Source organism: Flavobacterium jumunjinense (assembly GCF_021650975.2).
In the GTDB taxonomy this organism is placed as follows: domain Bacteria; phylum Bacteroidota; class Bacteroidia; order Flavobacteriales; family Flavobacteriaceae; genus Flavobacterium; species Flavobacterium jumunjinense.
Map to the genome: position 1 here is coordinate 4,429,342 of NZ_CP091285.1, position 26,827 is coordinate 4,456,168.

General features: G+C 30.0%; 25 protein-coding genes. 13 read left to right on the forward strand and 12 right to left on the reverse strand.

Annotated elements, in window-relative coordinates; translation table 11 throughout:
- Nucleotides 1–102 precede the first annotated feature (102 nt).
- Entirely contained in the window at nucleotides 103–453 is a 351-nt protein-coding gene (locus tag L2Z92_RS20140; protein ID WP_236456534.1) for a helix-turn-helix transcriptional regulator, read from the reverse strand.
- 296 nt (nucleotides 454–749) lie between these two features.
- Here L2Z92_RS20140 and L2Z92_RS20145 point away from each other — a divergent pair, with 296 nt between their 5' ends.
- The 4 genes from L2Z92_RS20145 to gwsS all read left to right on the forward strand — a co-directional run bounded on the left by L2Z92_RS20145 (nucleotide 750) and on the right by gwsS (nucleotide 4,743).
- Nucleotides 750–920 carry a hypothetical protein gene (locus tag L2Z92_RS20145; RefSeq protein ID WP_236456535.1) on the forward strand — a complete coding sequence of 57 codons (171 nt, stop codon included), beginning with the start codon at nucleotides 750–752 and terminating at the stop codon, nucleotides 918–920.
- A gap of 63 nt (nucleotides 921–983) precedes the next feature.
- Complete coding sequence (locus tag L2Z92_RS20150) at nucleotides 984–2,591, forward strand: hypothetical protein (RefSeq protein WP_236456536.1); 1,608 nt, start codon at nucleotides 984–986, stop codon at nucleotides 2,589–2,591.
- A complete protein-coding gene (gene gwsG / locus L2Z92_RS20155; RefSeq protein ID WP_236456537.1) occupies nucleotides 2,588–3,547 on the forward strand; it encodes a grasp-with-spasm system ATP-grasp peptide maturase in 960 nt (319 codons plus the stop codon). The genes L2Z92_RS20150 and gwsG overlap by 4 nt, the downstream gene beginning before the upstream one ends.
- A gap of 158 nt (nucleotides 3,548–3,705) precedes the next feature.
- Entirely contained in the window at nucleotides 3,706–4,743 is a 1,038-nt protein-coding gene (gene gwsS / locus L2Z92_RS20160) for a grasp-with-spasm system SPASM domain peptide maturase (RefSeq protein WP_236456539.1), read from the forward strand.
- Between the two features lie 536 nt (nucleotides 4,744–5,279).
- Here gwsS and L2Z92_RS20165 read toward each other — a convergent pair.
- The 7 genes from L2Z92_RS20165 to L2Z92_RS20195 all read right to left on the reverse strand — a co-directional run bounded on the left by L2Z92_RS20165 (nucleotide 5,280) and on the right by L2Z92_RS20195 (nucleotide 15,157).
- Nucleotides 5,280–5,636: a heavy-metal-associated domain-containing protein gene (locus L2Z92_RS20165; RefSeq protein WP_236456541.1), complete on the reverse strand. Its 357-nt coding sequence runs from the start codon at nucleotides 5,634–5,636 to the stop codon at nucleotides 5,280–5,282.
- A gap of 14 nt (nucleotides 5,637–5,650) precedes the next feature.
- On the reverse strand, nucleotides 5,651–5,956 hold the full coding sequence (locus tag L2Z92_RS20170) for a heavy metal-binding domain-containing protein (protein ID WP_236456543.1): 306 nt from the start codon (nucleotides 5,954–5,956) through the stop codon (nucleotides 5,651–5,653).
- Nucleotides 5,957–6,138: 182 nt separating this feature from the next.
- Nucleotides 6,139–8,103, reverse strand: coding sequence for a heavy metal translocating P-type ATPase (locus L2Z92_RS20175; protein WP_236456545.1), 1,965 nt, complete (start codon nucleotides 8,101–8,103; stop codon nucleotides 6,139–6,141).
- Between the two features lie 249 nt (nucleotides 8,104–8,352).
- Nucleotides 8,353–9,594 carry an efflux RND transporter periplasmic adaptor subunit gene (locus L2Z92_RS20180; RefSeq protein WP_236456547.1) on the reverse strand — a complete coding sequence of 414 codons (1,242 nt, stop codon included), beginning with the start codon at nucleotides 9,592–9,594 and terminating at the stop codon, nucleotides 8,353–8,355.
- Between the two features lie 82 nt (nucleotides 9,595–9,676).
- Nucleotides 9,677–14,020, reverse strand: a complete 4,344-nt coding sequence (locus tag L2Z92_RS20185) for a CusA/CzcA family heavy metal efflux RND transporter (protein WP_236456549.1) — start codon at nucleotides 14,018–14,020, stop codon at nucleotides 9,677–9,679.
- A gap of 103 nt (nucleotides 14,021–14,123) precedes the next feature.
- The gene (locus L2Z92_RS20190; RefSeq protein ID WP_236456550.1) at nucleotides 14,124–14,462 is read right to left on the reverse strand and encodes a DUF6660 family protein; all 339 of its coding nucleotides are present in this window, start codon (nucleotides 14,460–14,462) and stop codon (nucleotides 14,124–14,126) included.
- 95 nt (nucleotides 14,463–14,557) lie between these two features.
- The gene (locus tag L2Z92_RS20195; protein ID WP_236456551.1) at nucleotides 14,558–15,157 is read right to left on the reverse strand and encodes an NUDIX hydrolase; all 600 of its coding nucleotides are present in this window, start codon (nucleotides 15,155–15,157) and stop codon (nucleotides 14,558–14,560) included.
- A 7-nt stretch (nucleotides 15,158–15,164) separates the two neighbouring features.
- Here L2Z92_RS20195 and pyrE point away from each other — a divergent pair, with 7 nt between their 5' ends.
- The 7 genes from pyrE to L2Z92_RS20230 all read left to right on the forward strand — a co-directional run bounded on the left by pyrE (nucleotide 15,165) and on the right by L2Z92_RS20230 (nucleotide 19,835).
- The gene (gene pyrE, locus L2Z92_RS20200) at nucleotides 15,165–15,812 is read left to right on the forward strand and encodes an orotate phosphoribosyltransferase (RefSeq protein WP_236456552.1); all 648 of its coding nucleotides are present in this window, start codon (nucleotides 15,165–15,167) and stop codon (nucleotides 15,810–15,812) included.
- Between the two features lie 19 nt (nucleotides 15,813–15,831).
- Nucleotides 15,832–16,224 carry an SRPBCC family protein gene (locus tag L2Z92_RS20205; protein WP_236456554.1) on the forward strand — a complete coding sequence of 131 codons (393 nt, stop codon included), beginning with the start codon at nucleotides 15,832–15,834 and terminating at the stop codon, nucleotides 16,222–16,224.
- A 77-nt stretch (nucleotides 16,225–16,301) separates the two neighbouring features.
- Nucleotides 16,302–17,036, forward strand: coding sequence for a sulfite exporter TauE/SafE family protein (locus tag L2Z92_RS20210; protein ID WP_236456556.1), 735 nt, complete (start codon nucleotides 16,302–16,304; stop codon nucleotides 17,034–17,036).
- A gap of 145 nt (nucleotides 17,037–17,181) precedes the next feature.
- A complete protein-coding gene (locus L2Z92_RS20215) occupies nucleotides 17,182–17,835 on the forward strand; it encodes a TetR family transcriptional regulator C-terminal domain-containing protein (RefSeq protein ID WP_236456558.1) in 654 nt (217 codons plus the stop codon).
- Nucleotide 17,836: 1 nt separating this feature from the next.
- Entirely contained in the window at nucleotides 17,837–19,147 is a 1,311-nt protein-coding gene (locus L2Z92_RS20220) for an ABC1 kinase family protein (RefSeq protein WP_236456559.1), read from the forward strand.
- Nucleotides 19,148–19,567, forward strand: coding sequence for a hypothetical protein (locus L2Z92_RS20225; RefSeq protein ID WP_236456561.1), 420 nt, complete (start codon nucleotides 19,148–19,150; stop codon nucleotides 19,565–19,567).
- Nucleotides 19,554–19,835, forward strand: coding sequence for a TIGR03643 family protein (locus L2Z92_RS20230; protein WP_236456562.1), 282 nt, complete (start codon nucleotides 19,554–19,556; stop codon nucleotides 19,833–19,835). Before L2Z92_RS20225 ends, L2Z92_RS20230 begins: the two co-directional genes overlap by 14 nt.
- A gap of 60 nt (nucleotides 19,836–19,895) precedes the next feature.
- Here L2Z92_RS20230 and sucC read toward each other — a convergent pair whose 3' ends face one another.
- Nucleotides 19,896–21,092 (reverse strand): ADP-forming succinate--CoA ligase subunit beta, encoded by a 1,197-nt coding sequence (gene sucC, locus L2Z92_RS20235; protein WP_236456563.1) that lies wholly within the window; start codon nucleotides 21,090–21,092, stop codon nucleotides 19,896–19,898.
- A gap of 235 nt (nucleotides 21,093–21,327) precedes the next feature.
- Between sucC and lysA the strand changes: the two genes are divergently transcribed.
- Entirely contained in the window at nucleotides 21,328–22,554 is a 1,227-nt protein-coding gene (gene lysA, locus L2Z92_RS20240; protein ID WP_236456564.1) for a diaminopimelate decarboxylase, read from the forward strand.
- A 19-nt stretch (nucleotides 22,555–22,573) separates the two neighbouring features.
- On the opposite strand, the gene L2Z92_RS20245 is transcribed toward lysA, so the two are convergent.
- A complete protein-coding gene (locus L2Z92_RS20245) occupies nucleotides 22,574–23,197 on the reverse strand; it encodes a tetratricopeptide repeat protein (RefSeq protein WP_236456565.1) in 624 nt (207 codons plus the stop codon).
- A 14-nt stretch (nucleotides 23,198–23,211) separates the two neighbouring features.
- On the opposite strand from L2Z92_RS20245, the gene L2Z92_RS20250 reads away from it, so the two are divergent.
- Nucleotides 23,212–24,443, forward strand: a protein-coding gene (locus L2Z92_RS20250; RefSeq protein WP_236454916.1) for an IS3 family transposase whose coding sequence is annotated in 2 segments (ribosomal slippage) — nucleotides 23,212–23,572 and nucleotides 23,572–24,443 — 1,233 coding nt in all. Because the reading frame shifts where the segments join, the coding sequence is not laid out codon by codon here.
- 207 nt (nucleotides 24,444–24,650) lie between these two features.
- On the opposite strand, the gene L2Z92_RS20255 is transcribed toward L2Z92_RS20250, so the two are convergent.
- Together L2Z92_RS20255 and pafA are read right to left on the reverse strand one after the other, a co-directional pair.
- Nucleotides 24,651–25,187, reverse strand: a complete 537-nt coding sequence (locus tag L2Z92_RS20255; RefSeq protein ID WP_236456566.1) for a hypothetical protein — start codon at nucleotides 25,185–25,187, stop codon at nucleotides 24,651–24,653.
- Between the two features lies 1 nt (nucleotide 25,188).
- Nucleotides 25,189–26,802 carry an alkaline phosphatase PafA gene (gene pafA / locus L2Z92_RS20260; RefSeq protein WP_236456567.1) on the reverse strand — a complete coding sequence of 538 codons (1,614 nt, stop codon included), beginning with the start codon at nucleotides 26,800–26,802 and terminating at the stop codon, nucleotides 25,189–25,191.
- Nucleotides 26,803–26,827: the final 25 nt, after the last annotated feature.

Here is a 26,827-nt window from a genome sequence, read left to right on the forward strand (position 1 = left end):
CAGTTATTAGTTGAATTTAAACTGATAATGTATTGATATAAAAAAGCGTTTGGAATTGCAATTCCAAACGCTTTTTCATTGTATCGTAGCCAGTAATTACATTTATAATTTTAACTTCTCCTTTAACTCTTTTATCTCTTCTTCTAATTTAGCAATATATTTTCTTTGGCTTTCAAGTAAATGATCTGGTATTGAGTATATGTGATTCGTTCCTAGGTAAGTTCCCTTAGAATTATCTCTAAAAACAAAAAAATTAGCATCTTCATTCTCATAAATTTCTTCAACAGCCACTTCCAATAAAGAAGCTATTTTCTCCCATTCATTAGTATGTATCTTTATTTGTCCTTTCTCTCTACGATTGTAGTTAGACACATCCATGCATAAATGTTCTGCCATTTGTTGTTGAGATAAACCTTTTCTTTTTCTCGATTCTATTAATTTCGTTTTTTCCATGATCTAAAATCTAATATTGCGAAAATACGCAAAATAATCGCAATATGAATTGTCACTTTTTTAAAAAATATTGAAGAAATTCGCTATGTAAATAATGGAAGACATAAAAGCAATAAACAATATTAAATTTTAACAATTTTTACATATTTTATGTATTTAGCAAAGAGAGGGTTTTACTTACATTTACGAATGCATTATTCTGATAATAAAAAAATTAAAAAAATTGTTGCAACGATAGTCAAAAACTACAATTGACTTTAAATGCTTGTGGTGTTATAAACATAAATTTATTAAAGATGAAACTAGAAAGTTTAAAAACTGAAAAATTCAGAAAATTAGAAAGTAATGAGTTAGGTAATATTAATGGTGGAAATAATATTAATTTAGCTCAAGACACAGGCACTGGTGTTACAGTTACTTGGACAAAAGCAGAAAAAAAGACTGATGACGTTTGTAGTGATTGTTAATTAAGAATGTTTTAATCTAAAGAGGTTGTGAATTACAACCTCTTTTATTTACACATCATTACTATGAAAAAACACATATCATTACTATTACTATTACTTAATAGTTACTCTATTGCCCAAAACGCTGAAAAAATAAATTTTAGATATAGTTATGATGGCAAATTAATAACGGCTGTAGCCACTATTCCCTATGATTTTTTATTTAAAGGTGTCGAAAAATCGAGTTTTACAAATAAAAAACCATATTTAAAAACTCAGAATAAAGCAAAAGACAAGTATCTGTTTAGCCAGGTAAATAGTGAAAAAAAAGAGTATATCGATTTTTTTATTACTACTGCTAATTTTAAGGAAAATAGTTTTTATAAAAAAAATAATTTACAATTATTCTATCAGCATCAAACCAAAGAAGATTCTGTAAAAGGGTACAGTGTTTCATATTCCCACAAAAAAAATAAAATAAACGAGTTATTTTTTGAAATAAACAATAACGAATATTTACGAATAGTAACTAATGATACTTCTTTATTTAAAAATATAAAAGACAGATTATTTGTAGGGTTTGAAAAATTTTTATTAACAAATAAAACACAGCCCTATCTGTTTTTAAAAGTTCTCGATAAGTTTTTATACAAAGACTATTATGCACAAGTAGATTTAATAAAAACCTTTGATAAAAATGTATATTCTAATGAATCTCTTTATGGTACCATTTTGGTAAGTTTACATACAAATAACGGGGCTTTCGATGATATTAAACATTTTGTAAAACCTTATAAGAGAAGAGAGATTGATACTACACTCTTAAAAGAATTGTATGCTTATTTAGATGCATTGCCTAAAGATTTAGATGCAGTAATGTTTAACGAGTTTCATGTATTTCCGCATACCAGATACAATTTCATGTATGTTTTAAAAGATTTAAAAGAAAAAGGCTATAATTACTTAGCACTTGAAACATTACCAGCACCTACAGAAAAAGATAGTTTAATTACCAAGCCAGAAAGTATATCGGGTTATTATGTAGAAGAGCCTACTTGTTCTTTAATGACTAATTACGCCATTAGTCTAGGATTTAAAATTGTGGCTTATGAAGAAGCAGAACAATGTGATAATGCAAAAAGTGAAGGAATGATAGGAGTAGGTAATTGTCGCGATAGCATACAGGCTTTAAATATTGCTAAAATTTATCAACAAGATAAAAAGGCAAAAATAGTTGTTTTTGGAGGTCACGCACATATAGAAAAAAAAGAGCGATTCGACTGGAAATTTATGCGTATAAGGCTTCAAGAACTATATCCTGAAAAGAAATTCTTTTCAGTAGATCAAACAAAAATCATAAATATTAATTTATATGAAAATGAAATTGACATTAACCAACCCTTAATTTATGATGAAGATGACGGACAATTTGATGCTAGAATAGTAAGTCCCTATTATAAAAAATATTATGAATGGTATTATAAGCCTAATGCTTTTATGAATCATAAAATTACCTTACCGAAAGAGAAAGAATTTTACAGTGTAGAAGTTATTCCTATCTATACTAATAAAGAAATATATTTTCCCATATTCAAATGTAAGAAAGAAGATTTACAAGGCTATGAAATTTACATACCAGAAAATATTCCGTATAAAATAATTTATAAAGATAAAAACAATAAACGAGTATGATTATTTTACTAACAATAGGTTATGAAAGAACTTCAGACGAAATTGTAGATTATTTTTTATTTCATAAAAAGGATTTTATACGTATTAATTGTGATAATTTAAAGGATAGTGATTTTTTTTCATTTAATTATAAATTAAATGAAAATGCTACTACAATGAAGATTGATAATGTTGAAATTAATTTAGATGCAAAGAAAGTGATTTGGAATAGGAGAATATCAAAAAGAACAAATATTGATCGATTTATAGATAAAAAATTTGATTTTGATAATCTAAGGCTCTTTTCACATTTTGTTTTTAAAGAATGGGAAGCCTTTCTTAAAATTTTTGTAAATAGTTTGTCAAAAAATACATTTTGGTTTGACTATCCTTTTGTAAAAGAAGATAAAATAGACGTTTTATTACTCGCCAAAAATAATGGATTAACAATTCCAGAAACTATTATCTCAAATTCCCATGCTGAAATAAATAGCAATTATATCACTAAACCGTTATCTCAAACTGTAGGCTTTAAACATGGAAATATGTTTTACTCTACCTACACAACAATCGTAAAGAAAGTAAAACATAAATTTTTACCTTCTTTGTTTCAAAAAAAAATTGACAAAAGGTATGAAGTAAGAACATTTTATTTAGATGGTGAATGTTATAGTATGGCTATTTTTTCTCAAAGTGATAAACAAACGGCTGTAGATTTTAGACAATATAATTATAAAAAACCTAATAGAACTGTTCCTTATAAATTACCAAATGATGTTGAAGATAGTTTAAGGGGATTAATGAAAGACATGAATTTAAAAACGGGTTCTATTGATATTATTAAAGGAAAAGATGATAAATACTATTTTTTAGAAGTTAATCCTGTTGGACAATTTGGTATGACATCTAAACCTTGTAATTATAATTTAGAAAAAAAAGTTTTTGAAAAATTAATTGAATATGAACAAAATTTTTAAAAATATCATTTCTCCATTAACATTACTTTTAACTAAAGGAGAAAGTTTTGAAGAGAAAAAATTGAGTGCTGAGATTTATATTGCAAAAGGATAAAAAAAACAGGCAGCACAGAAATGGTTGTTATACCTCACTATAAACCAATTGTAAAATTTGAATTATGACCTATAAACTTTTCGCAAATTGTATTCCTGTAAAAGGATCTAGTAAAAGTATCATAATGGATATTCAAAGGAATAACTATAAAAACATTCCAAATTCTTTATTTGAAATCTTATCTCAAAATGAAATTTTAGATTTTGAAAAGTTGAAAATTGAATTTAATAATACCAATATTATAAATGAATATAAAAATTTTCTAATCAAAAATGAATTTTTATTTGAATGTTCAATTAATGAAGTCCAAAAATTTCCTAGAATAGCTACTACATTTGAAAAACCATATCATATTTCAAACGCTGTTATAGAATTTTCTGAGGAGAGTTTTTTAAATTTAAGTGCTATAAAAGAGAGTTTTGATAATTTAGGAATTCAAGATTGCTTCTTAATCTTTTATGAAGAAAATAATCAAAAACTATTAAATTTTTTAGAGTTATTTAATGATAGTAGATTACTATCTATACAAATAATTACAAAATACAGCCCAAATATAAATTACCAGAAAATCAGCACTAAATACCCTAGATTAACAAATGTCATTTTACATTCTTCATTAAAAAACAAAAAGAAAGAATTTATTACTTACACGACAAAAAAAATGTCCAATTTTAATTTTTGTGGTGCAATCAATGGTTATTTCACTATAAATATTGACACTTTTACAGAATCTCTAAACCACAACTCTTGCCTAAACCGTAAAATAACCATCGACAAAGACGGAAACATTAAAAACTGTCCTTCTATGGTGCAAAGTTTTGGCAACATTAAAGACACCACATTAGAAGAAGCGTTGCAGCACAAGGATTTTAAAAAATATTGGAACATTACCAAAGACCAAATAGAGGTTTGCAAAGATTGTGAATTCCGTCATATGTGCACCGATTGCCGTGCCTACGTTGAAGACCCAGAAAACCAATATTCCAAACCTTTAAAATGTGGCTACAGTCCCTACACCAACGAATGGGAAGAATGGAGCACTAACCCACTGAAACAAAAAGCAATTGAATACTACGGTATGCAGGAATTGGTGAAGGGATAAGTGTTTTTTTTTTTTATGAAATTTCTAATAAAATGCTTTACAACAGGACAAGATTGGGGGCTTTTTAGGTTCGAGACCTAAACTTTTAGGTAGGTAGACGTAAAATTTTAGGTAGGATAGCGTAAACTTTTAGGTTCGAGACCTAAACTTTTAGGTGGGTAGACGTAAAATTTTAGGTTGGTTGACGTAAAATTTTAGGTCCTAGACCTAAACTTTTACCCTCATTGACCTAAAAATTTGACTAAACGACCTAAAAACCTGATTATGGAGAGTTGATTGTTAATAATACGATGCTTCCAGCATGACAAGATTGGATGTTTTAATGCTTAATGATTGATTGTTGAGGGTAAATTATTGCTTTGTGGGTAAATAGGCACGCAGATTTTGCAGATTCACCTAGATTAAAGTACTTTTTTTATAGAAAATGAATCAAAAATAAAAAAGCGATCCAAAAAGCACAAATGGTATTACTTTTAGAATCGCTTTTTTTTAATTTTATACTTTAATTACTCCGTCACGCAACGTGTTACTAAAGGTTATGCTTTACAGCAACCGTCTAAATTTTCATAGGCTTCAGAATCGGCTTTAACATCATCTGCATCATAACCCATTTTACTAATGGCTTCTCTAATTGATTGCAAATCTGTTTTTTTGCTGTTGTAATAAACAGTAAAAGTCATTGCTTTATCGTCTAGCTCATACATTTTAACACCTTTAATGTTCAGCATTTCAACTTTAAATTTCTCACCGCAAGTCTCACATTTTTTACAATGATCGCAATGCAAAAACGTTTTAATGACCGCTTTTTGAGTTCCCTTTTGAGCAAAAGCCGCAGTTGAAAAACTAAACAGTACGACTAGAACAAAAAATATTTTTACTATTGATTGTTTCATAAATCTTGATTTTTTTAATGATTGTGACCTTCATGATCTGCTTCTGAATGATCATGTCCTTCATTTGCTGCTTTTGCTTCAACTAAATCCATTTCACAAACACCGCATTTTCCTTTTGCTTCATATTCTTTCCCTTTTTCACAATCCATTGGGCAAACATAATGTGCATGCGCATGATGCATGTCTTCTCCAGCTGCATGGTCATGACCTGCATGTTCTTCTGTAGTTTCAGTATTTTCTACTTTTTTTTCTTCATTTTTACAAGACATTACCGATAAAGTTGCTAATGCAAACATCATCATTACAATTGTTTTTTTCATTTTTAAACTTGTTTTTATTATTAATATAGTGTTTTCTTTTTAGTATAAAACCTAGCTTTAATTTAAGTACTCAAGTATGATTCCTTTGAGTAAAAATAGTTTTTTTTACATCTCCACGAAAGCTAAACGGAAGAAAAAGCTTTTTTTCACTTCTATTTTGTATTCTAATATAAAAAATTGATTTAAAATTTCATTTTTTGAATCCTAACAGCATTCAGGATTGCTAATAAAGCTACACCCACATCTGCAAAAACAGCTTCCCACATGGTTGCTAAACCTCCTGCTCCTAAAACCAAAACAATAGCTTTAACACTAAACGCTAAAATAATATTTTGCCATACAATTTTCTTGGTTTGTTTGCCAATAGCTATTGCCATTGGAATTTTGCTTGGCCTATCGTCTTGAATTACTATATCTGCAGTTTCAATGGTAGCATCACTTCCTAATCCTCCCATAGCTATTCCTGCGCTACTTAGTGCAACAACAGGAGCATCATTCACTCCATCACCAACAAAAGCAACAGTTTGCTTTGTCGCTAATATTTCTTTAACCTTGTTTACTTTGTCTTCTGGTAATAGGTTTCCAAAGGCATTCTTTATGTTTAGCTTTTGTGCTACAAATTGCACAACAGTATTTTTATCGCCACTTAACATGGTTGTTTGTATTCCTAAGTCTTTGAGTTTTTTTATGGCATCGAAAGCGTCTTCTTTAATACTATCGGCAATGGTTATATATCCAACAAATAGACCATCATAAGCAACTGCAATAGTGGTATATACAATGCTTTCCGGATCAATAGTATAAGAAATTGAGAATTTGTCTAATAATTTAAAATTGCCTACTAAAATTTCTTTGTTATTCGTCCTAGCTCTTAATCCATGCCCTGCAATCTCTTCAACTTCCTCGAAGATTATTGTTCTATCTACTTCTCCAACAAATTCACGAATAGCGGTTGCTACAGGGTGCGTGCTTTGGCTTTCTAATGCATTAACTATTTTTAAAATTTCATTTTTATTAAGTTCTGACTTAAAAACCACATCTTGAACCTTAAAAACACCTTCCGTTAATGTTCCTGTCTTATCCATAACTACATTTTGAATGATAGCCAAAATATCTAAGAAGTTGCTTCCTTTCACTAGAATACCGTTTTTACTTGCTGCTCCAATGCCACCAAAATATCCTAACGGAATGCTAATAACCAAAGCACATGGACAGGAAATAACTAAAAAAATTAAGGCCCTATATAGCCATTGACTAAAAGAATATTCTGGAACAAACAAGACGGGTAAAAAACAAATTAAAACGGCTAAAAGAACCACAATAGGAGTATAAACTTTAGCAAATTTTCTTATAAATAATTCTGTTGGAGCTTTTCTTGAAGTAGCCTCTTCCACCATTTCTAATATTTTAGACAACTTACTATCTGAATAAACTGTTGTAACCTTTATTAGAGAAACTGTAGTGAGATTGATCATTCCTGCCAACACAACATCTTCTTTCTTTTTAGTGTCGGGCTTGCTCTCTCCTGTTAAAGCCGCTGTATTAAAGGAACCAAAATCTGATAATAAAATTCCATCTAGTCCAACTTTTTCCCCAGGTTTTAGTTGAATTATTTGTCCAACTTGTACTGTTTCTGATTTTACTTTTGAAACCTTATTGTTTTCATCGAGAAGAGTTACCTCATCTGGTCGTTGATCTAATAAACTTTTTATGTTTTTTTTAGCTCTAGTAACGGCTAAAGTTTGGAATATTTCTCCAACCGAATAAAAAAGCATTACAGCCACTCCTTCAGGATATTCGCCTATTGCAAAAGCTCCAATTGTTGCTATTGACATTAAAAAAAATTCTGAAAATATAGTCCCTTTTTTAATGCTTAATAAGGCTTCTTTTAATACAGGAAATCCAACAGGTAAATAAGCAATACTATACCATAGTATTCTTGCCCAACCTGAAAACCAGGATTGAGAAAGATATATATCGAAATATATTCCTAATACCAATAATAGAAATGAAATTATTGCTGGCAAAAACATTTTTAAAATACTCTCATTTTGAGCTTCATGATCATGACCATTTTGGTCACTATGGCTATGAGTTTCTTTGGCCTCATGTGAGCAGCAATTCATGGAATCTAATTTTTTTGACATGATACTATTTTTATTTTAAAATAGCACTCGAAATAATTATAAATTCAAGTGCTTATAAAGTTAAACATTATTTTGTTCATGGGCTAAGCATTACACTGTTGAATCAAACATCATAACTAAATTAAAAACGAACAACAGAAAATATAAAATGCTTATATTGTTTGTTTCTTTGTAAAATTGTTAATCCTGAGTTAAACCAATTCAGTATTGCAAAAGACAACAATTTAACAAATAGTCTCTTCAAAATAATTAATGCGAATGACCTCCTCCGCCTTCATTTTTTATCAAATGACTTTGTATATAATAGGCTCCTTTTAGGGCTATTTTTGCTTCTTTTTCTATTTTTTGTAATAGATTAATTTGAACATAACCCAATTGGCTCGCTCCTGTTTTTACTTCAATTCGTTGAAAGTGAAATTCTTTTTCTTTTTCTCCTGTTTCGAGTTCAATGGTTTCCAATACAAATATAAATTCTCTTCCATCTGCTTTTACAACAGCATCAACAGGTAATGCATACACACTTTGCGCTCCAATATCGATTAGTGCGTTGACATACATTCCAGAGATTAATTTTTGATCTTTGTTGTGTATATCGGCATGAACTGCTACTGCTTTTGTGTCGTTTTCAAATGCTTTTCCAACACTAAAAACTGTGCCTGTAACTTCTGTATTATCTTGATTGGTGAGTATAAAACGTACTTTTTGCCCTTTTTCAACTTTATACAAGTCTTTTTCGTAGACTAATAAATCAACATGCAATTTAGAATTATCTACAATAGTTAGCAATGGTTTTCCAACTTCAACATTACTTCCAATCTTTATATTAATTTCTGTAACATAGCCCGAAATTGGAGCTACTACACCAACTATTGTGGTTGCAATTCCATTTGGGTTAATATTGAACACGTTTAACTGTTTTTGCAATGAACTAAAACGTGCTTTTTCTATCTCATAATCGGATTTCGTCTTTTGAAATGTTTTTTTGGAATTTACTTCTTCTTCATTTAATCTTTTCTGTCTTTCGAATTCTAATTTTAGAAATTCTAAATTACTTTTAGAGGTGAGGTAGCTTTCCTGAAGTTTCGCAAATTCTGGACTTTCAATTGTTACAATAGTTTGTCCTTTTTTTACAAATTGCCCTTCTTCTATTAAAATTCTTTTAATAATTCCAGTTGTATGCACAGAAACATCTGCTTGATTTTGAGGTGGCAATTTTGTATAACCATTTGCACTAATTACCTCATTCAAGTTCTTTTTACTAAATGTACCTAATTCAATTTCTGCCGATTTAAATTGAGCTTCATTTAAGGCCACTTCTTTTATATTTGAAGTTGTACTTTCTCCAGTAGCTACTTCGGTTTCACCATGATCGTGTCCTTCATGACTATCGTGATTATGACTCTCATTTTCTGTATGTCTAAAAGAAAAATAAAGTAGTATTGCTACAACTACAACAGCAATAATTGCAACTATTTTATAGGTGTTTTTCATTTATATTATTTTTTTACCTAAGATATCGCCTGTATTTATCCTATATTGAAATAGTGAAACAAGACAATTACAAAGCTTATTTTTATTGATTTGTTAAATATTGAAGATTAATTATCGTTTGATTGTAATTTAGAATTGCTTCTCCATAATTCATTTGAATTTTAAGTGCTGTTTCTAAACTATTCACATATTCATAATATGAAATTGCTCCATTTAAATAGCCTTTAGATGCATTTTTAATGATTTCATTTGCATTTGGAACTGCAATTTCTGTATAATAATCTACTAATGATTTGTATGTTTTTAATTGTTCCTTTTGTTGTAGAAACTGACTTTGAACTTGTTCTTCCAAATAGCTTAAATGCTGTTTTTCTGCTTCTATTCTTGTTTGTGCTGCTTTAGATTTAGCAATTGTACTTCCCATAAAAATAGGCAATGAAACACCAACTGAAAATCCAGTAAAACGTAACGATGAATCATAAGTTACCATTTGTCCGTTAACTTCATGATTACCTTGCATGGATTGCATAAAATAGCCCGCAGAAAACTCTGGATAGAAAGATGATTTTTCTAATTTATGATTGGCTTCTGCTATTTTAATTTGATTATTTGCCAATTGAACCGAAGTATTCTGCTTTATTTGAGTACTATCTACTGTTGTAATTATAGGACTGAAAGTTGTCTCTGAAACTTCAAAGTCGGATTCTAAGTTCAATAAAGTCTTTAATTTCGCCTTTTCAATGAGAATTCTGGTATCGTTTTGTTTAATCTCTTGTTCTAGCTCTTGTTGTTTTGCAATAGCAACATTCTTTTCTAGCGCATTTGTTTCACCTGTTGTATATCTTAAATTGGCAGCTTTAACAAATTTTTGCATCACACTGTTTTGCTCTGTCAATAATCTATTTTGGTTGCTATAGAACAACATTGCATTCCATGACTGACGAATGGCATAGGTTGTTTCTTGTTTAGAAATTCCAACCTTAGTTTCACTTTCATTATTGGTTTCATTTAGCAGTTTTTTCTTTGCACTAATTTGAAACGGATTAAAGCTTTGGTTTATACTGAAATTCTTATCGTTCGAATAGGTATTAATTTGTCCAAACGTTCCAACAAACTCTGTTTTTGGCAATTCAAAAGCAGATTTTGTGAGTTGCTTATTCATTTTAGCTTCTAAAACTGAAGCCTGAATTCCTTTATTATTTTTTACCCCTAATGCAATTGCTTGATTAAGATCTAATTTTTGAACTTCTTGTCCGTTAGTCGTTAAAGTGAATAATGAAACAGTAATTAAAGCAATTGTTTTAGGAATACTATTTTTCGGTTTGTGAATTCCTTTTTCTAAATAGAAATACAAAATTGGTAAAACAATTAATGTTAACAAAGTAGCCGATAAAAGTCCGCCAATTACAACCGTAGCTAAAGGTTTTTGAACCTCTGCTCCTGCACTACTACTTATTGCCATTGGTAAGAATCCTAATGATGCTACTGCAGCTGTCATTATAACAGGACGTAAACGTACTTTTGTGCCCTCTTTAATTCGATCATAGACATTATCCATTCCTTCTTCTTTTAATTGGTTAAAATAACCTATTAATACAATTCCATTTAATACGGCTACTCCGAAAAGTGCAATAAAACCAACGCCCGCAGAAATACTAAAAGGCATGTCACGCAACCAAAGTGCGAAAACACCACCAATAGCAGAAAAAGGAATTGCCGTAAATATTAATAAGGATTGTTTTGTAGATTTAAAGGTGAAAAACAACAAAATAAATATTAATCCTAAAGCAACAGGAACTGCAATCATTAATCTATTACTTGCTTCAATTAAATTTTGAAATTGACCACCATAGGTTGTATAATATCCATCGGGTAATTTTAGATTCGCATCTAATTTAGTTTGAATTTTTTCAACTACCGATTTAACATCTGTACCACGAACATTAAACCCAACAACAATTCTTCTTTTTCCTTCTTCTCGCGAAATTTGCATTGGTCCATCTTCATAATTAACATCTGCAACTTGCTCTAAAGGAATTTGACTTCCAGAAGCTAAGGTTACAAATAGTGATTTTAAATTTGAAATATCGTTTCTACTATTACTCTCTAAGCGAACAACCATATCAAATCGTTTTTCACCTTCGTAAACCGTACCCGCTGTTTCTCCAGCAAAACCCATTCTTATAACTCTATTCAAATCACTTACTTTTAATCCGTAAGCAGCCATTTTATCTTTATTATAACGAATTGTAATTTGAGGTAAACCTGCCACACGTTCTGCTTTTGCATCGGTAACTCCTTCAATATTATTAATCATTTGAACTACTTCTTCTCCTTTACTGACTAACATATTGATGTCTTCTCCAAATATTTTAATAGCCACATCACTTCGCACACCTGTCATTAATTCATTAAAACGCATTTGAATGGGTTGGGAAAACTCCGTAAAAACACCAGGAATATCTTCTAATGCTTCTTCCATTTTTTCCATTAACTCTTCTTTTGAATCGGCTGAAGTCCATTCGCTTTTATCTTTCAAAATAATCATTACATCTGCGGCTTCCATTGGCATTGGATCGGTTGGAATATCTGCCGAACCAATTTTAGAAACAATCATTTTAATTTCAGGAAACTTCGCCTTTAAAATTTGTTCTGCTTTTGTAGTGGCTTCTACTTCTTGAGATAGTGAACTTCCCGATGCTATAATTACATGGGTTGCAATATCACCTTCATCTAAAGTGGGAATAAACTCGCCTCCTAAACTATTAAAAACAAATAATGAAACAGCAAATAATGCAACAGCGATTATAAGAATAGCTTCTTTAACCCGTAATGCTTTCTCTAAAATAGGTTCGTAAATAGCATGCAACTTTTCAATAATTCGATCACTAATATTTCGTTTATGTCCTGTTTGTTTTTTCAATACTAAAGCAGACATCATAGGAACATAGGTTAATGATAATAAAAACGCTCCTAAAATTGCAAAAGAAACCGTTTGCGCCATAGGACCAAACATTTTTCCTTCAATACCTACTAAGGCTAAAATAGGCAAGTAAACAATTAAAATAATAATTTCTCCAAAAGCAGCACTACTTCTAATTTTTGAAGAAGCAGTATATACTTCCTCATTCATTTCTGCTGTAGTTAACTTTCTTTTTTTACTAACTTGTAATCGATGTACGATTGCCTCCACAATAATAACAGCACCATCCACGATAAGTCCGAAATCGATTGCTCCTAAACTCATTAAATTCCCGCTAATTCCGAATAGTTTCATCATGGAAATTGCAAACAATAAAGCCAATGGAATTACCGAAGCTACCACTAAACCTGCTCGCCAATTTCCTAATAAAAGAACAAGTATAAAAACAACAATTAAAGCACCTTCAATAAGGTTTTTTTCAACAGTACCAATTGCGTTATTAACCAAAACAGAACGATCTAGAAAAGGGGCTACCATTACACCTTCTGGTAATGATTTTTTTATTTGTTCCATTTTTTCTTTTACAAGGTTTACCACTTCACCACTATTCTCTCCTTTTAACATCATTACCATTCCAGAAACATCTTCCCCTTTTCCGTCTTTAGTGACTGCTCCATAACGTATAGCGCTTCCTATTTGAACTTTTGCAACATCGCGAATTAAAACTGGAACACCGTTTTGATTTTTGACTACAATTTTTTCAATATCTTCAATAGAAGTAACCATACCAATACCTCGAATAAAATAAGCATACGGTTTTTTGTCAATATATGCTCCACCTGTATTTTCATTATTCTGTTCTAAAGCATCGAATATTTCTGTAATTGTAGTATTCATATTCTTCAACTTATTCGGTTGAACAGCAATTTCATATTGTTTTAAAAAACCACCAAGCGTATTTACTTCTGCTACACCTTTTGTACCAGTAAGTTGTGGTTTTATAATCCAATCTTGAATTGTACGAAGTTCTGTGGCATCGTATTTTTCTTCATAGCCTTTTTTAGCATAAACAACATATTGATAAATTTCCCCTAAACCTGTTGAAACGGGAGCCATTTCTGGTGTTCCCAATGTTGTAGGAATTATTTTTTCTGCTTCTTTTAATCGTTCAGAAATTTGAGCTCTTGCCCAATAAATATCTACACTTTCTTCAAAAACTACAGTAATTACACTCAATCCAAATCGACTAATTGATCGTAGCTCAATAACGTTTGGAATTGGTTTTACCGCTTGTTCTATAGGATAGGTAATAAATTGTTCGACTTCTTGTGTTGCTAAAGTTGGTGAAGTAGTTATAATTTGAACCTGATTATTTGTAATATCGGGTAATGCATCAATTGGCAAATTATAGGCAGAATACATTCCTACAATTGCTAAAATGAAAGTGAATAGACCAACAATAAATTTATTATTGATACTAAAATGAATGATTTTATCTAACATTTTTATTATATAAATGAATTAAAATTAAGCACAGTTGTACTTTTTAATTAGTATGGATAATTAGTATCCATAAATAATCATCCGAAATTATTCGGGAAATTCATTATACTAATTGGGGAGGTTGCCAAATACTACCAAAAAAACTTGGCTGAAGGTTTGACTTATAAAAAGTGTTTTTCGATTGAATTATTACGAAACGAAATGGGAATTCATAAACTAGATAAGGAGAATAGGTTAAAACTTGTGCTCCACAACAATTACAGTCGCAAAATGGAGGACAATTGTCTTCTCCATCTTCATGTGAATGTCCTGCATGAGAATCAATAGCTACAGAAATAGCTTGAGTATAGTTCTCATTTTCATCAATAACTTCATATACTCTCCCGTCTGTACAAGGTAGACAAGAAAGTATAACTATATATATTGATAATATGCTATTCATCCATTTCATTAAAACAAATGTACATTTTTTAATTTATTCTCTTAATTATTTTTTAATATGTTGTTATTTAATCAGCTCTTAAGAGTCTAAAATTATTATTGTTTGTTGTCTTCTTCAAATAATAATTTTATGTTCTCATAAGAATTTTGCAAAAGTTCCGGCACTCTTTCTGGATTTACCCACTCTACTTTTTCTATACCTTCATCTTCTTGTCCAATTGGAATTCCTTCAAAGGTAGATTCCATCTCATACCAGTAAGTCTGCTTCAACTTATAACGTCCGTTTCTTTTAAATACATGATATGTTTTTTGCAATTTTTTAGTTATAGATAATCCCGAAACACCCGTTTCTTCTTCTACTTCTCTCATAGCTGTTTCCTCCATGCTTTCGTGCTTCTCGGTTCCTCCTTTTGGCAAATCCCATTTTCCATTTCTAAATATAAATAGAATTTCACCTTTTTTATTGTAAACCAAACCTCCACCTGCTTTTACAACTGGAATTTTAGCTTTTAGCGTTTTCATAATTAATTTCTCATCTGGATGATACAAGAAAGTATTTTGAATTTCATTTTTAAACATTTTAACAATTAGCTTCTTGATATCTATACTCTCCAAAAGAAAAATTTGGAAATTAGTCTCCTTTTGAACTTCATTTGTCAAAAAAAGTGGTTTATCGTTCACAAAAACTTTATACATTTGCAATATGATTTTTAATAACAACACAGCCGAAAAAACAGCCGAATTGCTTTTACAAATAAACGCAATTAAATTAAATTCTAAAAATCCTTTTACATGGGCTTCTGGCTGGAAGTCTCCAATATATTGTGATAATAGAATAATCCTTTCATTTCCAGCAGTTAGGAATTATATTCGAGAAGAATTTGCTAAAAATATTGAGAAAAAATTTGGAAAACCTGACGTAATTGCTGGCGTTGCAACTGGTGCAATTGGCATTGGCATACTTGTTGCGGAGTATTTAGGGCTTCCTTTTGTCTATGTTCGACCAGAAGCAAAGAAGCATGGTCGTCAGAATAAAATTGAAGGTTTTCTACAAAAAGGACAAAGTGTTGTCGTTGTAGAAGATTTAATTAGCACTGGTGGAAGTAGCCTTTTAGCTGTTGAAGCATTACGTAGTGAAGGAGCAATTATTAAAGGTATGGCTGCAATATTTACTTATGGTTTTGATGTATCTGTTAATCGTTTTAAAGAAGAAAATATAGAATTATTTACTTTAAGTGATTATGAAAACCTTCTAAAATGTGCTGTAGAAAAAAAATATATAAACCAAAACGAAATGAGTACATTACAAGAATGGAGAAAAGATCCTTCCACTTGGAATGTTGAAGTTTAATACAAGAAAAATATATAAAATGAATTTAGAAAGCCCAAAAGTTAGCCTAGATAAATCATCTGAATATCTATTTAACGCATTAACAGACGTTAAGAATTTTGAAAAATTAATGCCTGATAATATTGCAAAGTTTGAAGTAATTGATGAAAATTGCTTTGAATTTGGATTAAAAGGTATGCCAGAAATTAAATTAGTAAAGAAGGAAGCTATTCCTAATTCTAAAATTGTATTGGGTGCTGCTTCCAGTAAATTACCTTTTACATTAATTGCAAACATTACAGAAATTGAAGCTAACAAAACTGATGTGCAATTATCATTTGACGGAGAATTTAACCCAATGATGGCAATGATGATCAAAGGTCCAATTGGAAAATTTATTGAAACTTTAGCAAGCAATATGCACAAATTATAAATCAAATATTTTGATTCTAACTAAACTCCTATTCTGTAGGAGTTTTTTTTATGTTTATATTTGAAAAAATAAATGGAATGTTTCAAAAAATAAGTATCTTCTTTTTAATCTTATCACTGTTTGCCGAAATTATTGGCACAATTGGTGGCTTTGGCTCTTCTGTCTTTTTCGTTCCAATTGCGAGTTTCTTTTTTGATTTCCAATCTGTATTAGGACTAACAGCAATTTTTCACCTATCTAGTAACATTAGTAAAATAGCACTTTTCAGAAAAGGTTTGAATAAAAAACTACTTATAAACATTGGAATCCCTTCAGTTGTTTTTGTTATTATTGGCGGTTTTTTATCCAATTATATTAAAACTAATTTATTCCAAGTTATTCTAGGTGTATTTCTAATTCTTTTCAGCTTATTATTTCTAATTAAAAAGAAATTAATAATTAAGCCAAATCTAAAAGAATCATTAATTGGAGGTTCATTATCTGGATTTACTGCTGGGTTACTTGGAACAGGTGGAGCAATTAGAGGTGTTACTATGGCTGCTTTTAATCTGGAGAAAAGTGTATTTATTGCTACTTCTGCTGCAATAGATTTCGCAATAGATTTTACACGAACAATTGTTTATTTTAAAAACGGTTACATTCATCAACACGACTTAATTTATATTCCGTTTCTGATCCTTATTGGATTAATTGGCACATACATTGGTAAATATATTCTTCAATTTATACCACAAGATAAATTCAAACAAACATCCTTACTTCTTATTTTATTGATTGGAATTACGACTCTTATTCAATTTTTATTTAAATAAAATGGTCGCAATTTATACCCTAAAAATGACTAAATTTATATAATCTCTTATTATTTACATAAAAATGACTAATTTATATTTTGTTTAACATATTCAACACATAAGTTAAACAATAATTTCGTAATTTTGAAATAAACATAAAATAATGGCAAAGAAAGTAACAATAACAAAAGAGTTTTTAATGAATGAATATTCGAAATTCATTTTAGAAAACGCTAAGAAACCTCATACTATTTTTCACTTTTGTCAACATCTAAAAATAGAAGAAAAGGATTTTTATCAATTCTTTCCAAGTTTTGAAAAAATTGAAGAACAAGTTTTTGATAATTTTTTCGAAAACACCATCGAATTACTCCATAAAAGTGATGAATACTCTAATTATGATGCAAAAACTAAACTATTAAGCTTCTACTTTACCTATTTTGAATTAATGACAGCTAATAGAAGTTTAGTTTTATATTTATTAGAAACGGATAAAATGAAGCTTCAAAACTTAAAGAAATTAGCCTCTTTCCGAATTCATTTTAAACAATTTATTGATAGTTTAAATATTAAAACATTCGAAATTCCACAAGAAACGATTCAGAAAATTCAAGAGAAAAGTGTATCAGAAGCTTCATGGATTCAGTTTTTAATGACATTAAAATTTTGGATAGACGATACATCACCTTCTTTTGAAAAAACAGATGTCTTTATAGAAAAATCAATCCATGCTAGTTTCGATTTATTAGATTTATCACCCATTAAAAACATAATTGATTTTGGAAAATTCCTTTGGAATGAAAAAGTAAAAATGTAATATGAAAAGATTAGATAGTATTCCGACATCAAAAATCCAACGCGCTTCTAAATTATTACAAACTGGAGCAAAAGTTGGCGTAAATTATTTGAAATATTATGGTGACAAAATCACAAAAAGCGAAGAGGAAGCCAAAGAAAACCTAAATCTTTCGAATGCTGAAGATATTTACGATGGTCTAAAACAAATGAAAGGAAGTGCCTTAAAAGTAGCACAAATGCTAAGTATGGAAAAAAGTATACTTCCAAGAGCTTATGTAGAAAAGTTCTCACTATCTCAATTCTCTGTACCACCACTATCGGCACCTTTAGTTCAAAAAACCTTTAAAAATTATTTTGGAAAAACTCCGAATGAAATTTTTGATACTTTTAATCTGGAATCTATAAATGCAGCAAGTATTGGACAAGTACATCAAGCAGAAGTAGATGGAAAAAAGTTAGCAGTAAAAATTCAATATCCTGGAATTGCAGAAAGTATTTCTTCCGATTTAGCTTTGGTAAAACCTATAGCCATAAAAATGTTTAACATTAAAGGTAAGGATTCTGATAAATATTTCAAAGAAGTAGAAAATAAATTAATTGAAGAAACTGATTATTTGAATGAGCTAAAGCAAAGTAAAGCGATCGCTGAAGCATGTAAGCATTTACCCAATATACAATTTCCAAAGTATTATGAAGAATACTCTTCTAATAGGATTATTACTATGGATTGGATGACAGGTAAACATTTATCTGAGTTTACAGAAGCAAATACTGATGTAGAAAAATCTAATAAAATTGGACAAGCACTTTGGGATTTCTATATGTATCAGATTCATGTTATTAAAAAAGTGCATGCAGATCCTCATCCTGGGAATTTCTTAGTTGACAATGAATACCAGTTAATTGCACTCGATTTTGGTTGCATGAAAGAAGTTCCAAATGATTTCTATATTCCGTATTTTGAATTAGCAAAAAAAGAAAATATAAATGATGAAGCTTTTTTTAAAACAAAATTATATGAGTTAGAAATTATAAAAGAAAGTGATACTCCAGAAGAAAAGAAATTTTTCACTGCTTTATTTCATGAAATGTTAAGCCTATTTACACAACCTTTTCATTCTGATGTTTTTGATTTTTCTGATGCTGATTTTTTTGGAAAGATTGCAGAACTAGGCGAACGTTATTCTAAAAGTTCAGAATTAAGAAACATGAATGGAAACCGAGGTTCTAAACATTTCATCTATATCAATAGAACTTTCTTTGGCTTATATAATTTAATGCACGATATAAAAGCAACAAACATTAAGATAAATAACTACACTAATTTATAAATGTTATTCAACACAACATATATAGACAATGAAATTACTAGAAAAATAGATTCTATTTTAGGCAAGCCTTATTCTTTCTTGAAATCGATACAATTAAATGGAACTGGTTCGCATAGAATGATGATTACAGAAGTTTGTGAGCCTTTTAAAAACCTACTTAACACAATTGACATTAATTATTGTTCTGTAGAACTTAGACCGAAAGGGATTTTGTTTCACATTAATAAAGGTTTGCAAAATTTTTCATGGGCTATTCCTTATTATCAATTGGCAATATTCAAATCTGACACTTTAAGTTTTCATTCTAATGGTAATTTTATTAAAGTGAACAATAAACATTTAGCAAAAAAGAATATAAAGTTTATTACAAAAATAATAGAGCATAAAAATAAGTTTTTAACACACTATGACGAAACCTGAATTAACTGCACTAGAGATAGACAGAGTTATCGAAATGGCATGGGAAGACCGAACACCTTTCGAAGCTATAAAATTTCAATTTGGCTTAACCGAAATGGAGACAAAATCTTTAATGCGCACAGAATTAAAGCGTTCAAGCTATGAATTATGGCGAAAAAGAGTCACCAACAGAAAAACAAAGCATGAAAAACTACGTGTTTTTTCCGAAGGAAGATTCAAATGTAAACTTCAAAGACAAATTACTAATAATAAAATTTCAAAAAGATAACACATAAAAAAAGCCTTGCAAATGCAAGGCTTTTTAGTATATCTATTCTCTATTTCTTCATTATTTAGATAATGCAGCTTTTACTTGATCTGCAGCTTCTTGAAACTGAACAGCAGATAAAATTGGCATACCAGAATTATCAATTAATTCTTTAGCAATTTCTGCGTTTGTTCCTTGTAATCTAACGATAATTGGCACTTTAATTGCATCACCCATATTTTTATAAGCATCAACAACTCCTTGAGCAACTCTATCACAACGAACAATTCCTCCGAAAATGTTAATTAAAATAGCTTTTACGTTTGGATCTTTTAAGATAATACGGAAAGCTGTTTCAACACGTTTAGCATCAGCAGTTCCACCTACATCTAGGAAGTTAGCTGGTTCAAAACCTGCATATTTAATTAAATCCATAGTTGCCATTGCAAGACCTGCTCCGTTAACCATACATCCAACTGTACCATCTAAATCTACGTAGTTTAATCCTACTTCTTTAGCTTCAACTTCGATTGGATTTTCTTCACGAACATCACGTAATTCAGCTAAGTCTTTATGACGGAATAATGCGTTTTCATCTAAATCAACTTTAGCATCAACAGCAATAATTTTATCATCAGACGTTTTTAATACTGGATTGATTTCAAACATTGAAGCATCAGAACCAATATATGCTTTGTATAATGCATCAACAAATTTTACCATTTCTTTGAAAGCATTTCCAGAAAGACCTAAGTTAAAAGCAATTCTTCTTGCTTGAAAACCTTGAAGTCCAACAGCTGGATCAATTTCTTCAGTAAAAATTAAATGAGGTGTGTTTTCTGCAACTTCTTCAATATCCATTCCACCTTCTGTAGAATACATAATCATATTTCTTGCTTTACCTCTGTTTAATAATACAGACATGTAAAATTCTGAAGTTTCACTTTCACCTGGATAATAAACATCTTCAGCAACTAATACTTTATGCACTCTTTTTCCTGTTGGAGGAGTTTGAGGCGTAATTAAATCCATACCAATAATTTGACCTGCAATTTCTGCAACTTGATCTAAATTTTTAGCTAATTTAACACCACCACCTTTTCCACGACCACCAGCGTGAATTTGTGCTTTAATTACATGCCATCCTGTTCCAGTCTCAGCAGTTAATTGTTTTGCAGCAGCTACAGCTTCTTCAGCATTATTAGCAACGTGACCACGTTGAATTCTAACTCCGTAACTTGCTAATATTTCTTTACCTTGATATTCGTGTATATTCATAATATAATAGGTTTTTTTCTTTTTAAAAAGTGCCACAAAAATAAGAAACTAATTTCTAATTGGCTAACAATTTTTATTATTATTTAACTTTTTAAGTAATCTAATTCATGAGCTATAAAAAAACAGAAACACAAGATTGTTACAATTATAACATAATGTTATTTTTTGTTTTATTCCGTTATATATTTGATTTCATAACTTAAAATAATTGTAATTTGCAATAAAATTAATAACAATGAAAAATCAGGATTTATTACAATTAGTAGAAGAATATGGTTCTCCATTATATGTTTATAATGCAGAGAAAATTGAATCGCAATACAAAAGATTAACAAATGCGTTTTCTAAAGTAGAACAATTTAAGATTCATTATGCTGTTAAAGCACTTTCTAACCTTTCTATATTAAAAGTAATAAAACAATTAGGTTCTGGTTTAGACACGGTTTCTATAGAAGAGGTACAACTTGGCTTACATGCTGGTTTTGAACCTAGTGAAATTATGTATACTCCTAATGGTGTTTCGCTTGAAGAAATTGAGACTGTAGCTCAAATGGGTGTACAAATTAACATTGATAACCTTTCCGTTTTGGAACAATTCGGAACGAAACATCCAAAAGTACCTGTTTGCGTTAGAATTAACCCTCATGTTATGGCAGGAGGAAATGCAAATATATCTGTTGGTCATATTGACAGTAAATTTGGTGTTTCTATTCATCAATTACCTCATTTATTGAGAATTATTGAAAATACGAAAATGAACATTAACGGAATTCACATGCATACTGGTTCTGACATTCTTGATGTGGATGTGTTTTTATATGCTGCTGAAATTTTATTTGAAACGGCTAAAAATTTCAAAGATTTAGAATTTATCGATTTTGGTAGTGGTTTTAAAGTACCTTACAAAAAAGGAGATATTGAAACTAATGTTGAAGAATTTGGTAAGAAGTTAACAAAACGATTTTTAGCTTTCGAAAAAGAATATGGTAGACCTTTAACCTTATGTTTCGAACCTGGAAAGTTTCTTGTTAGTGAAGCAGGTTTCTTCTTAGCAAAAGTGAATGTTGTGAAACAAACTACTTCTACTGTTTTTGCAGGTATAGATAGTGGTTTTAACCATTTAATTAGACCAATGCTTTATGGATCTCAACACCATATTGAAAACATTTCAAATCCAAAAGGAAAAGAACGTTATTATTCGGTAGTTGGATACATTTGTGAAACAGATACTTTTGCTAATAATAGAAGAATTTCTGAAATTCATGAAGGAGACATTTTAAGCTTTCATAATGCTGGAGCATACTGTTTTTCAATGGCATCAAATTACAATTCGAGAGTGAAGCCAGCAGAAGTATTATGGCTAAATGGAAAAGGGCACTTAATTAGAGAACGAGAAACATTTGTAGATATTTTGAGAAATCAGGTGGAGATTGAAGCTTTAAAAGAAAAAGCAACAGTATAAGCACATAAAAAAAGCTTCTCTAACGAGAAGCTTTTTTTAAAGAATCTATTTTATATCTTAAAAAATCCATTTCTTTAATTTGATAGATTTTATTATTGCTTTTTTTAATTCCTTCAAGTTTCTTTCTAAAATAGAACAAAGCACTATCTTTTTGCTTCATTAAGATAAAACAATCTGCTAAATTATATAGATTATCATCAATAGAAGAAATTTTAAAATAATGTACCGCAGAATCATATTGTTTCAAGTTTTTAAAACATAATGCTATATTACGATTATCATTCCTTTTTGTTCCAACAAATTCTGAATAAGGGTTTTCTATTTCCTTATAAAGTTGCAGTGCTTCTTCAAACTTAGCCTGTTTGAATACTGCTAAAGCTTTATATTCTATAAAAAAAGTTTCTTTTTTATATTTTTTGCTTAGTTTATCTGAAAATAATTCAGCTTGTAGAGGATTTACTTCTATTAAACTGTCTAATTGCCAAGAATATTTATCCATTCTTTGCTCGTGCAAATACATTGTATCATTTTCAACTGGTTCTCTAGAAAAATTATAACTACTTCTTTTAAAAGTATCTGAAAAAGCTCCAAGACCTAAAAAAAACATGATTGCAATATGTCCCGTCCTGAAATAAGTTGACATAAAATCGACTTATTATGAATAAATCAGAAAACAGGCCAGCAAAGCGTAGTCAACGCGATTATAATCTGGGCTTTAAATTAGCTGTTATTTCTCAAGTAGAAAAAGGCGAACTTACCTATAAGCAAGCTCAAAAGAAGTATGGAATTCAAGGTAGAAGTACAGTTTTGGTTTGGTTAAGAAAATTTGGTAATTTAGATTGGAGTAACCCCAAGCTTTTGTTTATGGTCAAATCTAAAGAAACTCCAGCCCAAAGCATTAAAAGATTAGAGAAAGAATTAGCTGATGAGAAGCTTAAAAACACAGTGCTAAACACCATGATTGATATCTCAGATAGTCAATACGGTACTCAAATTAGAAAAAAGTTTTCACCCAAACCATCCGACGCATCCAACAAGAAGAAGGCATAAGTATGTCCAGAACTTGTAGATTGTTTGGGGTAAGCCGACAAGCTATTTATCAGCAGGAAGCACGTTGTTTAGAACGAGAGAAAGAATTATTAATAGTAAAGCAACTCGTTGAAAAACAAAGAAGAATTATGCCTCGATTAGGCACAAGAAAACTTTATTTTTTACTAGAACAATCTTTTGTTGAAAATAGAATTAAAATCGGGAGAGATGCATTTTTTGCTTATTTGAAAAGAGAAAAAATGCTAGTTAAACCAATGAAAAATTACACAAAAACCACCTTTTCTAAACACTGGTTACGTAAGTACCCCAATTTATTTAAAGATATCGATATCAACAGAATAGAACAGGTTTTTGTTAGTGACATAACTTATATAAAATCTAATAAAAGAACTCATTATCTATCATTAGTTACAGATGTTTTTAGCAGAAAAATAGTTGGTTATCATTTGAGTGATGACATGAGTGCAGAAAGTGTGGTTAAGGCCTTAAGAATGGCAGTAAAAAACAGAAAAACAAACCTTCAATTAATACATCACTCAGACAGAGGTTTACAATATTGTTCTAAAATTTATCAAAATGAATTAACCAAAAATAATATTATTGCTTCTATGACCGATGGCTATGATTGTTATCAAAATGCTCTAGCGGAAAGAATAAATGGTATTCTAAAACAAGAATTCCTCATATACAAATGTAAATCAGGTGATGAACTTAACCTTTTAGTTAGAGAGTCTGTGGAATGCTATAATAGTAAAAGACCTCATTTGAGTTTAAATATGAAAACACCTAACTTTGTATATGAAAAAACCAGTGAAGTTAACTTCACTGGTTTTAATTAATTTATTGTAAAACTCGTCAACTTATTTTAGGACGACTCAATATTTACACTTGCAAAAATCAAGAAAACTAGTGCGAAAATTCTAATTACTTTTAGTTTCATCTATACCACGAAATAATAAAAAACATAAAACATAAAAAAAAATGTTCCTACATAGAGTATTCTCTTCCCATGCTTCCTGTCTTCTAAACTATATGCAAAAATACGTTCACCGTTCGGAAGTGTTTTTTTTCTGAGTCAATAATAAATAACCTATTACAAAACCAAAAAAACCACCAAAAATAGCAAAAACATAGCCCATATCAATCCATTTAGACGAACTTCTATCAGGTTTTCGTAACTCTTCTACCCTTTTGTTTTTTGCTTCTAGTATTTCTTCTTTTGTTATTTCAATACCTCTGTTTTTCAGAAGATTGATAGCTAATGCATAATCTAAATCATTCCATTCATCTTTCTTTTCAATTATTTCTTTTAATTCCTCATTTGAAAACGAAAATAAATAATAATCTTGTGGCAATTTTTTCAGATATTCTTCAGTATCTAATAAAATAATTTCATCTGCTTTAATGAAATCTTCTTGTGCAATTTTTACTTCAAATTCATTCAACAAAACACTACTAAAACTAGAATCTAATGTCGATTTATTTTCAATAAACTCGTTAGCAATATCATTCTTCTTCAAAAGATTTGCTACATAAGCTGCTGATTGCTGATTTGGATATTTTCTATAGGTTACAAATTCCATTTTAGTCTAAAATTTCTTCTAAAACTTCTGCTTCTGTTCCGTTTGGAAGTGTAATTTTAAGTTTTAAAGCTAAAGTTGGTGCAATTTGTGTAATTGCTTTTTTATTATACGATTTTCCTGGAGTAATTTTCCATCCATAAAAAATCAAAGGCACATGCGTATCATAAGTATATGGAGAACCGTGGGTAGTTCCAGTACTTCCGTATTCTAAATATCCTGGTTTTTCTAAAACCACTAATTCACCATTCTGAATAGGATCATAACCATTAGCAATAAATTTCAAATACATATCACTTCCAGAAGCTGCAAGGATTTCATTATCTGTATATACCCTTCTTACAAATTTTTGCTTGTAGAAGAATTCTTTAAATGATTGCTTTACTTCTTCGATATCTAAATTACTCGCTGAAATAATTTCCTTATTAAAAAACACATTAGAATTTGAATATTCTAACACTACATTTTCACCGTATTTCTCTTTTGAAAATGTTTCTAAATCGTTTATTACTTTTTTTGAGTTAATATTATCAACATCATATTTATTATCTTTTAAATAAGTAACATTCTCTGCGCCTGCATGATCTGCTGTTAAGAAAATTAAATAATTATCCTTTCCTACAGTTTTATCTAAGTACGTTAAAAACTCAGCAATAGTTTGATCTAAACGCAAATAAGCATCCTGTAATTCAATTGATCTAGGTCCTAATAAATGTCCGATATAATCCGTAGAAGAAAAACTAACCGTTAAAAAATCTGTAACTTCATCTTTACCTAAAGCTTCTTTTTCAATTGTTCTCTTTGCAAAATCGACAATTAAATTATTCCCAAATGGAGTTGAACGCAAAACACCTGCATCGTTGTTTTCATACATCTCTTTCATGTTATAAGGAAAGAAAGGTGTCTTTTTAAACATTTTACCTTCATAAGGATTGTTATCATTCAAGCTTTCGTTATATACTTCTTTTGGCTTTAATAGATCCCATTGTGTGTTTAGGTATTTTTCATAATGCTTTTCATTATTAAAAGTAGTTACCCAATCTGGCAATGCATCTCCGTAGTAATTACTAGAAATAAACGAACCTGTTTTACTATACCAAAAAGCCCAATCTGCAAAATGTCCTGCTGGAAGTATTGCTCCTCTATCTTTCAAACTAATTCCTATAACTTTACCTTTAAAGTTAGTTGCTAGCTTCAATTCATCAGTAATTGTAGTACTTAATAGATTTTTAGGCGACATTTTACCTTCATAATCCGTTCCGTTTCCTAAAGTTCCAACAGTAGCATCATCGGTACAGTACATGTCTTTTCCTGTTGCTTTATTGAACCAATTATTCCCAACAATTCCGTTTACACTTGGTGTTGTTCCTGTGTAAATAGCTGCATGACCTGGTCCTGTATATGTTGGCATATAATTGTAATGCGTATTATGAAACGTATATCCTTTATTCATTAAACGCTTGAATCCATTATCTGAATAATCATCTGAAAAACGGTATAAATATTCCATTTTCATTTGATCTACAACTATTCCTACAACCAACTTTGGTTTGTCTTGTGCTTGTGTTTGTGTTTCTATTAGGCTAATTAATGCTAGAAATACTAAAAATTTTCTCATGGGGTAAAGAGGTAAAATATTATAA

Coding starts and splice junctions, on each gene's coding strand:
- L2Z92_RS20140 (WP_236456534.1), bottom strand. CDS start 453: ATGGAAAAAACGAAATTAATAGAATCGAGAAAAAGAAAAGGTTTATCT.
- L2Z92_RS20145 (WP_236456535.1), top strand. CDS start 750: ATGAAACTAGAAAGTTTAAAAACTGAAAAATTCAGAAAATTAGAAAGT.
- L2Z92_RS20150 (WP_236456536.1), top strand. CDS start 984: ATGAAAAAACACATATCATTACTATTACTATTACTTAATAGTTACTCT.
- gwsG (WP_236456537.1), top strand. CDS start 2,588: ATGATTATTTTACTAACAATAGGTTATGAAAGAACTTCAGACGAAATT.
- gwsS (WP_236456539.1), top strand. CDS start 3,706: ATGACCTATAAACTTTTCGCAAATTGTATTCCTGTAAAAGGATCTAGT.
- L2Z92_RS20165 (WP_236456541.1), bottom strand. CDS start 5,636: ATGAAACAATCAATAGTAAAAATATTTTTTGTTCTAGTCGTACTGTTT.
- L2Z92_RS20170 (WP_236456543.1), bottom strand. CDS start 5,956: ATGAAAAAAACAATTGTAATGATGATGTTTGCATTAGCAACTTTATCG.
- L2Z92_RS20175 (WP_236456545.1), bottom strand. CDS start 8,103: ATGTCAAAAAAATTAGATTCCATGAATTGCTGCTCACATGAGGCCAAA.
- L2Z92_RS20180 (WP_236456547.1), bottom strand. CDS start 9,594: ATGAAAAACACCTATAAAATAGTTGCAATTATTGCTGTTGTAGTTGTA.
- L2Z92_RS20185 (WP_236456549.1), bottom strand. CDS start 14,020: ATGTTAGATAAAATCATTCATTTTAGTATCAATAATAAATTTATTGTT.
- L2Z92_RS20190 (WP_236456550.1), bottom strand. CDS start 14,462: ATGAATAGCATATTATCAATATATATAGTTATACTTTCTTGTCTACCT.
- L2Z92_RS20195 (WP_236456551.1), bottom strand. CDS start 15,157: ATGTATAAAGTTTTTGTGAACGATAAACCACTTTTTTTGACAAATGAA.
- pyrE (WP_236456552.1), top strand. CDS start 15,165: ATGATTTTTAATAACAACACAGCCGAAAAAACAGCCGAATTGCTTTTA.
- L2Z92_RS20205 (WP_236456554.1), top strand. CDS start 15,832: ATGAATTTAGAAAGCCCAAAAGTTAGCCTAGATAAATCATCTGAATAT.
- L2Z92_RS20210 (WP_236456556.1), top strand. CDS start 16,302: ATGTTTCAAAAAATAAGTATCTTCTTTTTAATCTTATCACTGTTTGCC.
- L2Z92_RS20215 (WP_236456558.1), top strand. CDS start 17,182: ATGGCAAAGAAAGTAACAATAACAAAAGAGTTTTTAATGAATGAATAT.
- L2Z92_RS20220 (WP_236456559.1), top strand. CDS start 17,837: ATGAAAAGATTAGATAGTATTCCGACATCAAAAATCCAACGCGCTTCT.
- L2Z92_RS20225 (WP_236456561.1), top strand. CDS start 19,148: ATGTTATTCAACACAACATATATAGACAATGAAATTACTAGAAAAATA.
- L2Z92_RS20230 (WP_236456562.1), top strand. CDS start 19,554: ATGACGAAACCTGAATTAACTGCACTAGAGATAGACAGAGTTATCGAA.
- sucC (WP_236456563.1), bottom strand. CDS start 21,092: ATGAATATACACGAATATCAAGGTAAAGAAATATTAGCAAGTTACGGA.
- lysA (WP_236456564.1), top strand. CDS start 21,328: ATGAAAAATCAGGATTTATTACAATTAGTAGAAGAATATGGTTCTCCA.
- L2Z92_RS20245 (WP_236456565.1), bottom strand. CDS start 23,197: ATGTCAACTTATTTCAGGACGGGACATATTGCAATCATGTTTTTTTTA.
- L2Z92_RS20255 (WP_236456566.1), bottom strand. CDS start 25,187: ATGGAATTTGTAACCTATAGAAAATATCCAAATCAGCAATCAGCAGCT.
- pafA (WP_236456567.1), bottom strand. CDS start 26,802: ATGAGAAAATTTTTAGTATTTCTAGCATTAATTAGCCTAATAGAAACA.